The organism is Pacificibacter marinus (assembly GCF_900109555.1).
GTDB classification, from domain to species: domain Bacteria; phylum Pseudomonadota; class Alphaproteobacteria; order Rhodobacterales; family Rhodobacteraceae; genus Celeribacter; species Celeribacter marinus_C.
Map to the genome: position 1 here is coordinate 37,773 of NZ_FNZV01000019.1, position 10,783 is coordinate 48,555.

At 48.9% G+C, this 10,783-nt stretch carries 7 protein-coding genes and 1 pseudogene; 3 read left to right on the forward strand and 5 right to left on the reverse strand.

The genetic code is table 11. The features are described 5' to 3' along the window. Positions 1-645: 645 nt before the first annotated feature. Complete coding sequence (locus tag BM025_RS17695) at positions 646-3,441, forward strand: methyl-accepting chemotaxis protein (protein WP_244515897.1); 2,796 nt, start codon at positions 646-648, stop codon at positions 3,439-3,441. A gap of 360 nt (positions 3,442-3,801) precedes the next feature. Here BM025_RS17695 and BM025_RS17700 read toward each other — a convergent pair. The 4 genes and pseudogenes from BM025_RS17700 to BM025_RS17715 all read right to left on the reverse strand — a co-directional run. Then, positions 3,802-4,131 (reverse strand): annotated as a pseudogene (locus BM025_RS17700) (transposase); the annotation flags it as partial. 235 nt (positions 4,132-4,366) lie between these two features. Then, a complete protein-coding gene (locus tag BM025_RS17705; RefSeq protein WP_085850731.1) occupies positions 4,367-5,677 on the reverse strand; it encodes a TRAP transporter large permease in 1,311 nt (436 codons plus the stop codon). After that, positions 5,674-6,168 (reverse strand): TRAP transporter small permease, encoded by a 495-nt coding sequence (locus BM025_RS17710; RefSeq protein ID WP_085850730.1) that lies wholly within the window; start codon positions 6,166-6,168, stop codon positions 5,674-5,676. The genes BM025_RS17705 and BM025_RS17710 overlap by 4 nt, the downstream gene beginning before the upstream one ends. 86 nt (positions 6,169-6,254) lie before the next feature. Continuing rightward, positions 6,255-7,256 (reverse strand): TRAP transporter substrate-binding protein, encoded by a 1,002-nt coding sequence (locus BM025_RS17715; protein ID WP_085850729.1) that lies wholly within the window; start codon positions 7,254-7,256, stop codon positions 6,255-6,257. A 423-nt stretch (positions 7,257-7,679) separates the two neighbouring features. Here BM025_RS17715 and BM025_RS17720 point away from each other — a divergent pair, with 423 nt between their 5' ends. Next, positions 7,680-8,609 carry a LysR family transcriptional regulator gene (locus tag BM025_RS17720; RefSeq protein WP_085850728.1) on the forward strand — a complete coding sequence of 310 codons (930 nt, stop codon included), beginning with the start codon at positions 7,680-7,682 and terminating at the stop codon, positions 8,607-8,609. 125 nt (positions 8,610-8,734) lie between these two features. Then, positions 8,735-9,589, forward strand: coding sequence for a DUF481 domain-containing protein (locus tag BM025_RS17725; protein WP_085850727.1), 855 nt, complete (start codon positions 8,735-8,737; stop codon positions 9,587-9,589). A 425-nt stretch (positions 9,590-10,014) separates the two neighbouring features. On the opposite strand, the gene BM025_RS17730 is transcribed toward BM025_RS17725, so the two are convergent. Further along, positions 10,015-10,497 carry an Lrp/AsnC family transcriptional regulator gene (locus tag BM025_RS17730; protein WP_085850726.1) on the reverse strand — a complete coding sequence of 161 codons (483 nt, stop codon included), beginning with the start codon at positions 10,495-10,497 and terminating at the stop codon, positions 10,015-10,017. Positions 10,498-10,783: the final 286 nt, after the last annotated feature.

The window sequence follows — 10,783 nt, forward strand, 5'->3', positions numbered from 1 at the left end:
CTGCAAGTCTGGCCATCACCGCACATTCCCCGCAAACCTCATGGCACCGTCCCAGATACCACTTAATCTGCTTGGGTAGTTTTGGCGTGTTGACGTTTTTTGAACACTGCTAGGTGGTGTCACGCGGCCTACGCAGCCCATATTGCAGATTTATGTCTACTTTTTCATCATTTTGCATGAATACGATGCGTTAATGAGCGATATTGAAAGTGACTCGCCTTCAAATCCAGCGTCACCGCACAGAAAATATACACTCAATAAACAAAAGACGATTCCATTGATGCGTATCTCAAGACAGACATCTTGGTGCGCTTTTAGTGCATATGCCTAGCCATGCCTCCAGCGCAAGGAACCGCAGCAGGATTCTATACAACGCCTAAAGTGTGCATTTTGGGCCGACACAAACGTGCGAATCAAGAATCACGGCACGGTTAAAACAGTAAGTTTGCGTTGCGGCACGCAGTCTTTCATTCCAAAAATTCATATAAATCACTTTAAAAACAAAACGATATAAGAAAAACATCTCTGTAAACTCTTTTTTCTTTGGTTTCGGCGACTTTGATCAACGAAGCGTCTTGAACAATTGGTAATCGCATGCCTGTCAAACTTCGCAAAAGCTCAACGCATGTGGTATGAGGAGAACAAATGAAAAATCTGTTTGGCAGAGTGATTGGCTCAGTGGCCGTCAAAATCGTTGTGATAATGCTCGCACTCGGGGGCACCACAGCTGCTGCGATCCTTGTCGCCAGCTCCCTCATCAGTGGCATCACTGACGAAGTTGAAAACCTAGTAAACGAAAACGTTCCGCCTTTGGAAACAGCTTCCAGAATTGCCAACTCAGTTGCGATCCTCAAAGATAAAACCAATATAGTGATCGAGTCCGAGTCTTTACTTGGACTGCCAGCACAAGCCGAAAACCTCAAACAAGCCGCGGCAGATTTGAAAAGTGCAGCCAGTTCACTAGGCGTTCAAAAACATCCCAATTTGCGTAGCAATATCGATAAGCTCTCTGTCGACATCGATACGCTCGTACAACAGCGCACTCTTCAACTGACGTCAGCAGCCAGAACTCGGCATCTTCTTATTGAGCTCAACAGAATTTCACATGACGTTAGTAATGATTTGGAAACCCTCAATGACGAGGCCGCATTCCGGCTACTTCTTGCAGGCAATGACGCTATGAGTTCCGCGAAAACAACGGTCGATGAATTGATTAAAACTGATTTGGGATCTGTCACGGCAAGCTATGCCCTTAAAGCGCAATCAGACTATGCCACAGGCCTCTCTCTCGCACTCATCGCAACCAAAGATTCGACGCAAGACGCTGACATCAAAAACCGCAATCAAGATGCACTCGATACGTTCGAAAAAATGATAGAACAAACTCTTCAAACACAAGAGCTTGCCCAAATTCGTGCCGAACTTTCCAGCTACAGACTTCTTTTGTCATCTTTAAACACGATGACACCATTCGACCGTCAACAGGCCCGCCAAAGCATCCTAGACACACACTCCAAGTTGACCACAAGCTTTTCTGATCTGTTTTTACAAGAGCAGAATGCACTCACCGCAAAAGGCGACAGTGCGGCTCTCGCAAACGAACTGGTCATCAAAAGCTTGCTCGACGAACGTATCACTGAAATTCGTAGCATCGATGCACTCAATACATCGCTTAAGGCCGCCTCAATCAAACTATTGCAAGGCGCCACATCGGTGAACAAAGGCTACATTGAAGCCCTGCAATTCGAGCTGAACAGTGATCGCGCCGTTATCGAAGCAAAACTGGAAATTATTCCCGAAGAGACCGCAGGTAAAATTTTAACAATTTTAAAATCCGTCGACCCACAAAACGGTTTGCTCGACACACGACGCACTGGGCTTGAGGCACAAATGCAGTCACATGACACAACACTCAACATGATTTCTGCACTGCTAGAGCTATCAAATGAAATTTTGACAATTTCCAATGAAAGCTTCGATGCAATTTCCCGTGCTGGTGAAATTGTGACATCTGATGCGCGAGCGGCCTCAACAACAATGAAATCGATTGGTCTCATTGCTATTTTGATCCTCATTGCCGCCCCTCTCATGACATTTCTGACTATCATGAGACCGTTGAGCATAGTCACCCAGAGCACCGAACAGCTTGCCAATGGGGACATGTCTGAATTGAAAAAGGCTGGCGGAAAATATGGTGAGATTGCACAACTCATGGCCGCACTGCGTGTGTTCCGCAATAACCTATTAGAAAAAGAGGCCATGGAAGTTGAAGCAGTTGAGCGCGCAAAGAAGGCACGTCAAGAAGAAATAGAATTGGAAACGCAGCGCAAAGAGCGCGAAGCAGCAGAACAAGAACGTGAACGCCAAACTGCTGCGCGAGAGCAAGAACGCGAAGCTGCCGCAGAACTTGAAAAACAAAAGAGCCGTGATGCCGCAGAAAAAGATCGTGCCGCACGCCATAAAGAGCAAACAGAAATTGTTGATGCTCTAGCCGAGGGATTGCGTAGATTGGCCCTCGGAGACATCAGCAAAACAATCGATAAAGAGTTTCCAGAAGGCTACGAGCAACTACGCAATGACTTTAATGCTGCGGTTAAATCTCTAGAGGAGGTCGTTTCAAAACTTTCTGATACCTCGCAAGCCATCCACTCAAGTTCATCCGAAATATCACATGCCGCAGACGATTTATCTGTTCGAACAGAGCGTACGGCATCAACACTGGCTGAATCTGCTGCCGCACTCACCCAACTTACAGTGTCAGTTCAGTCTGCCGCTGACGGGGCATCCTTAGCAAACCAAACAGTTATGACAGCGCGAACCAACGCGGAATCAACAAACTTAGTGGTCAAAGACGCCATATCAGCCATGGACGCAATTTCGGAATCGTCTTCTAAAATTTCCAAAATTATCAGTGTTATCGATGATATCGCATTTCAAACCAATCTGCTTGCATTGAATGCAGGGGTCGAGGCGGCTCGCGCTGGCGAAGCAGGTCGAGGCTTTGCTGTCGTGGCGTCGGAAGTGAGAGCGCTGGCACAAAGATCATCTGAAGCGGCCCACGAAATTAATCAATTAATTTCAGACTCCGGATCGGAAGTGAAACGAGGCGTGTCACTTGTCGACCAAACAGGAGAGGCTCTTAAGTCAATTGTCGGCGACGTCTCAAAAATTGCCAACCATATGTCCGAAATTGAAACTTCCGCAAAAGAACAATCTGCTGGTATTTCCGAAATAAATCTGTCGGTGGCCGATCTCGACCAAGCGACACAACAAAACGCAGCTATGTTTGAAGAGACAACCGCAGCAAGCCATTCCCTCACGCAAGAAGCCTCAGCTCTCAAATCGATTGTTTCTCAATTCGTGACATCCCATACAGATGAAAATCAAGTCAGGACACCTACGTCGGTCGGTGGGGGTAGCGACATGGAACTTGCTTCATAACTTTCCAGTCACCCAACTCGTTTATGCTGGCTTCCTTTTCGAAAGCGACAGGGCTTTTTCAGTCCAGTGCTGAGTAGCGGCGCAGGTTATAGAAGCCACGTGTGGGTGCCCCGTTTAATGCTAGCAGTTTTTAGAAGGTTCGGGAGCATGTGATCAGGTGCAGTCGTGTGTCCGGCCTTTCGCTGCAGTTTTTACACACGGCTGGCCTGTATGGTGTCCATGGGTCAGGTCCAAATCGTTGACGCGGGCACATGGCCTCTGGCTTTTATCTGATTTTCCCGCCCCCGTCATTTGACCATTGTTCCTTACTCTCTTTCGCCCTTCTCACATCCTAGATTATTCCGACGCATGGTCCTGCGCTTATGCAGCCAACGGTGTAATTCTGTAATCCTCTTTCTTCGTGGTTAAGGCCCAAACTGTCCGAGCCAGCGTATTTGCGAATGCGGTAGCCACCAACATACGCGGCTTGCATGCCAATATCTTGGCAAGCCATGCCTCAAGCCCTTTCCGGATGCCCCAACGGATCACGGCCATTGCACCTGTGATATGCAGCCGTCGAATATCCCGCTGACCAATTTTTGAGGTTCGGCCAAGGATTTGTCGCCCACCGGTCGACTTTTGCCTTGGGACAAGCATACACCTCGCTACAAACTCACGACCATTGGTAAATTCTTCCATTGGTGGCGCAAAGGCCGAATGGGTGTGGCACACATGGACCCAATGTATGTACCATCTGCTGTTTCGCAAATGATTTCCGGCATGCTCTCGGAAGTCGTTCATATGTGTGCGACCTGTTGATCAACACGCGGATCGTGGCCACCATGATCAAAATCAACAATCTGAAATGTGCCTTAACCAACATCAGATCATTAAGCTCAGCCTGACCTAATGGGTGAAGAAATTTGGCCAAGAGCTATGGCTAGGGTCAATTGAAACTATTCGGCATAAGTTCTTTCGGAAGCCAAAGCACGATTTCGGGGAAAACAATAATCAACAACAAGATCACAAGCATCGGGAAAAGGATGATGACAACGTCACGCATAACTTGGACAACGTTCATCCCACCAATCGACGCCGAGATCAGTAAACATAAGCCGTATGGCGGCGTCACGAGACCAAAAGCCAATGACACAATACCGATGATTGCAAAGACGACGGGGTGAATATCCGCAGCCGTTGCCACGGGCAACAAGACAGTGCCTAGGATGATGATTGTCGGGATCGCATCGATGAAAAGACCGAAGAACAAAAAGAGTGCTGCGATAACGATTGCCGTCCCAAAAGGACCAAATTCAAGGCCTGTCATGAAGTCGACGATAAGCTGCGGAACGTGGAAAAACGCGAGCATCCATCCAAAAGCCGAGGCTGTGCCAATGGCAAAAAGCGAGATTGAGGCGAAGCGACCTGTGTCGTAAAAGATGACACCCAAATCACGGACAGTGACGGTTTTATAGACAAACATCCCAAGGAACAGGGCGTAACCTGCGGCAATAATAGCGCTCTCTGTTGGGGTCACGATCCCGCCGACGATACCACCGATCACAAGAACGGGGGTCAAAAGAGCAAGGATCGCGCCTTTGAAAGCCCTCACAAATTCGGCCAAGTTGGGGCGCCCTGCGGTCGGGTAATTGTAGACCTTGGCATACCCATAAACAGTGCCCATCAACGCTAAGCCAATCATCAGTCCGGGGATTGCGCCGGCAAGGAAAAGCGCGCCGACGGAAACTTGCATCACGCCGCCCCAGACAACCATCAGAATGCTTGGTGGGATAATGACCCCCATGACCGACGAGCACGCAGTGATCGCGATGGCAAAACGTCTATCGTAGCCTTCTTTGACCATTGCGGGAATCAGGATTTTGCCACAGCCAGCAGCATCCGCGGTGCTTGATCCAGAAATGCCTGCAAAGAGCATGGATACAGCAACGTTTACATGGCCGAGCCCGCCAGGCATCCAACCTGTGAGCACGCGAGACAACTCGATGAGTTTATCGGTAATCTTGCCGGAATTCATCAGGTTTGCGGCCAACAAAAAGAACGGGACTGCGAGTAAAATAAAGGAGTTGTAGGATTGGAACATCCGGTCAATCACGATGAATGGTGTCAGGCGGATATCCAAAAGAACCAATGGCACTGTTGAGATCCCCAAAGCGAATGCGACAGGCACGCGAATTAGAACCAACACCAAAAAGAGGCCGACCAGAATGGCACAGGCGAGACCAGTTGAAACGATCATGTAGGGATACTCCGGGATGCGCGGTAAATTGTTATGGCCTCGAAAATACGGTAGCCAGAGAATGCGGCCCAAACAACACCACAGATCGAGATTGAAATATGTGTTATCAATAAGTTAGCACGCATCATGACAGAGCTCTGCATTGCGCCGAACTTGGCATATTCAATGCCATACCAGATAAACATGAGTGAGAATGCAAAGGTAAAAACCAGTACGATGCCGTTTTGAAACAAAATCATCAACGGACGCTTTGCATCAGGGATGACGCGTACATCAAAATGGGTGCCCTCCCAAACCGCAATCATCGCGCCGATCATCACAACCCAGACAAAAAGGAATGTGGCAAGCTCTTCGGTCCAAAGGTAGACGGGGATGATACCAGTGTAGCGTGCGATCACTTGCATCGCGACAGGGATTGCCAGAGCGGCAACCAATGTACCAAGCGCAATACGCAAAAATTGGCAAAACTTTTCTAAAAACAACCCGACCATTTGTCCCCCGATGCCCAATTGCAGGGCTTGTCATGATGGCACCCCAGACAGAGAAAATCTGCTGGGATGCCAGTATTTAATTTTGATTATTTCGCGCGAATTGCAGCCAAAAGTTCAGCCGCGCCGAGGTCTGCAGCGTAAGCATCTTGCACTGGGATCACCATTTCAAGAAGCTGGTCACGGCCCTCAAACTCATTTGTCATAACTTGACCTGCGTCGACCATTTCTTGCAACTTCATGCCATCTTCGCTGGACTCGATATCTCGACCGATTTTACCCGCTTCAGCGCCCGCAGCCATCACAGCAGCTTGCAAATCTTCAGGCAATTTGCGGAATGATTTTCCGCTCATCACAAATGGACGCACTGTGATCGAGTGACGTGTCAGCGTCAAATAAGGCGCAACTTCGTAGAACTTCAGATTTTGGATCGATGCAGCTTCGTTTTCAAAGCCTGCGATAACGCCAGTTTGGATAGCGTTGTAGACTTCGTTATAGGCAATCGCAGATGGAGCTGCCGTCAGTGCCGAGAAAATTTGCGCTTGAATTGGCGCGCCCATCACGCGCATTTTGTGACCTGCAAGCTCGTCGAGATTGTTGATCGCAGCGCTAGACAACAGGTTGCGCACCCCGCCCCCTGCATAGCCGATCACAACGATATCGGCTTTTTCGAGCAGTTCTTCTTCGAGTGGCTTAAGAACGTCACTCGACAGAACCGCTTCCCAATGCTCCAGATCGCGGAACAAAAACGGCATATCCATGAGCGGCACAGACGGGGCAAAGCTCGCCATGTTGGACGGGGCCATAACCGCGTAGTCGATCGCAACACCTTGCTGCAAGAACGTCAGAAAGTCGGATTCGTCACCCAGTTCGCCGTTCAAGTTCAGGTCAAACGAAACATTGCCGTCATACTTTTCCGCCAAAATCGTCTCAAACGCACGCAGTGTTTTTGTGTAGGCGTGGTTCTCATCGAACATGCTTGCGCCGCGCAATGTGACGTCTTGCGCTTGTGCAAATGTAGTTGACGCTGCGAATGCGCAAACAATTGTTGCGCCCTTTAAAATAGCCGTAGCCGAATTCAAAATAGTCATAGTATCCTCCCAAGTGGTCTCATACATTCCTCCGCTTGGATCGCCATACAACAGCAAACGCACTCAATTCTCGCGATGTCATCAACGTCGATCCTTGCTAAGGCGCATCATTACATCAATTTGGATTCTAGTATACCAGATTCTAATAAAACATATAATCTACTGAAATTCATGTGGAAAATTCTGAATAATTGTTAACCTTCAATCATTTTGATCCGTACACATCCAGACAGATTCTCTGTTCGCGAAACACACACTCACTAAAGCTAACTTTAGAAAATTGACGTGCGATACCCGCGCCCAGTAGCGCGCAACCATGAGAACAAGCATGCTCCCTGTGCTGAAACCAACATAAGGGTTCCGAAATATTCAAATAACAAATATGAATGATAGCTTAAGCGCATTACTCTTATGGATAGGTTTATGGACATTACCCTGATCAAGACGTTCATAGAGGTGGCCAACACTGGATCGTTCGTCGCGGCCCGTGATCGCTTATTTGTAACGCAATCCGCCATCAGCTTGCGCATTCAGCGCCTTGAGGACAGTCTCGGGCACCAACTGTTTACCCGGTCCAAAGCTGGTGCGGTGCTAACACCTGAAGGCGTTCTTTTTGAACGTTATGCCCTAAGTCTTTTGAAGATTTGGGAAGAAGCCCGCCAGCAAATTGCCATCCCACATGGGTATACGAGAGCTCTTAGTCTCGGGGCGCAATATTCTCTTTGGCCTGGGCTTGGCTTCCATTGGCTCGATGCTCTTCAGGCTGAAATGCCCGAACTGAGTGTCCATGCTGAAATGGGCACGGCTGACCGTATTACCCGTTTTCTAGTCGAAGGCGTGGTACAGGCCGCACTCCTTTATACACCACAGCTGCGGCCTGGGTTGATCGTGGAACCTGCTCTGGATGATGAACTGATCCTTGTAGCGTCCTATTCTGGCGCAACGCTAGAAACACTTACTGATTATGTGGCAGTCGATTGGGGTCCCGAGTTCACCCATGCCCTTGCAACAGCACTTCCGCACCTTACCGATTCCGGCAGATCAATGGCCTTGGGCGCTCTTACAATGGAGTATATCGTCAACCGCCACGCAGCTGCATTTCTGCCTGCGCGGTCGGTCAGGCGCTATTTGAACGCAAATAAGCTCTACATTGTGGCCGACGCGCCACGGTTTCCCTACCCATCTTGGGTGGTTTGGCGCGATGATCTGGATGACGACTTGGCGCAGTTGGCGCGCGTCACGTTGAAAGCCGTTGTGCAAATAGCTGAAAAAAATCAGGAATCCTTAGTGGATGAATTAAAAATCATGGAAGACTACGATCCTGTACTCCACGCCTCAATTACAAACGAGTAATTATCGCTTTACCTATAAATAATCTGAATTTTCCTCATGCATCTAGGTTCGATAAACCCAGTGTCAGCAGAGATGCTTTCGGGCCATTGACGGTTCGGATCACTTCTTTCGAAGAGGATTGTCCTATGAAAAATCTCGTAAAATTCGCCACTGTATCCGCATTGGCATTGATCGTTGCTGGGCCTGTATACGCACAAAACACAATCACAGGTATTACCGGTCTGAACGACCAGATCGACGACATCACAACTGAAGTTGAACGTGACCAGCGTCGCGGTGAAGACGCTGAGCGCTTTGGTGTAAATGGTGTTGCGCAAGGCTGGCGTGGTTCGTTTGCTTTGTCGGCTTCCGGCACATCGGGCAACGCTGACAACGTAGAGTTGGCTGGCGCAGGCCGCTTGACTTACGGCGTGGGCGACTGGAACCACCTTGCTGGTTTCGCGATTGAATACGGCGAAGCAAATGGCGCAAAGTACGAAGAAAAGTTTTTTGGTACGTATGAAGCCAGCCGTTACTTCACACCAGAATTCTATATGTTTGCGCTTGGCCGCTTCCAGTATGACGGCATACTTGCCGACGACGCTGGTACAATCCTGCCTGGTTCAGAAACTGATGCGTTCCTCGGTTTTGGCCCTGGTTACCGCGCCATAAACCAACCGAACCACACATGGCGTGTTCAAGCAGGTCCCGGCGCACGTTACTTTAAGGATTCGACTGACGTATCCGATACAGAAGTCGGCTTTATCGTATCCTCACGCTACTTCTATGCGTTCACAGATACCGTGTCGTTTACAAACGATACTGACGTCCTTGGATCGAAAACGAACACCATCGTCTCAAACGACGCTGGCATGAACTTCAAGCTTTCAAATAACTTGTCTACCCGAGTGAGCTACCGCACAGACTACAACACAGATCCAACTGTAGGTCTGAAATCGACTGACAATACTTTCGGAGTTTCGTTGGTCTTGGGCTTCTAAGATTGGCGATAGGGTAGCTTTACATCGCACCCACAAGGTCTATCTGAACAGAGAATGGGGCAACCCGTTCTCTGTTTCGTAAGCAGTGCATAGAGACCCTGATGCCCGCAGTAGATTGCCAGATATTAGATCTATTTGTAACACGGGGCGTGTCAGCAAGGAACCTTCGACATTCACGTAAAGCGGGGCACCTGCGGCCGATTGATCGGCAAGATACCAGCCCACCAAACTGATCTAAGCCGGAAATCTCTGGACCCAGGTGTTCCAAGGTTGGGGGCAAGAGAATCAACCCCAAGAACTCCACGCAAAGCTGGAGGGAACTAGGGGCTCAGGTCATTGATTCTAGCAGACACATTGCACTCCGTCGCAAATATTAAAGTTGCTCGAAGTTTGTGGCTCAAGCCGAATTATCGTCGGCGCAGACTTTAGATTTGCGAGAGCACGTCGAAAGGGGGCGGTCCGTTCTTAATGGATTTTGTCACAATGTAGCTGAAGTATCGTGACACACCTGCACGCTGCTCTAAAACGACATCAATCATTTCTTGATAGCTATCGATATCGCGGGTGATGACCTGCAACAGATAATCATAGCCCCCTCCGAGTGCCCAACAGCCGGTAATTTCGTCGTGACGCGCAATTTCTCGTTCAAATCGGTCGAAATTCTGAGCCTTATGCTCACCAAGCTCGATCATCACAAAAACCGTGACATTTGGGCCAATGGCGCGAAGTGCAAATTCTGTTCGGTAGCCAGTTATCACTCCGGCTTTTTCCAACCTTTGCATACGATCCCAGCATGCAGTTGGGCGCAGGTCAAGGCGACGTGCCAGCTCACTTTTGCTTACCCGCCCATTTTTGGCGAGGTGCGCCAGCAACGCAATATCTATTCTGTCCAATCGAACCATACTCATGAAGACATCATGTCAAACATGCTAAACAACTTGTCAACTGCAATGCAAAACAGACGATTAGGAACATGATGAAATGTTCCTAATAAACTAATCTTCGGGCGCTGCGAGATATCCCAAACTTTGGCCCATGCCGCCTATCAAACGAGTGGCAAAGTGCCACCCGCCGCCAAGCTGGATGATCAAGTGCGACAATAGCCGGCCACATTGAAATTATGGGCGTTAACGATATCATCTGGATGATCAGACGTTGTGAGGATAAACACCGGCGTCGAAGACAGCCGACTAT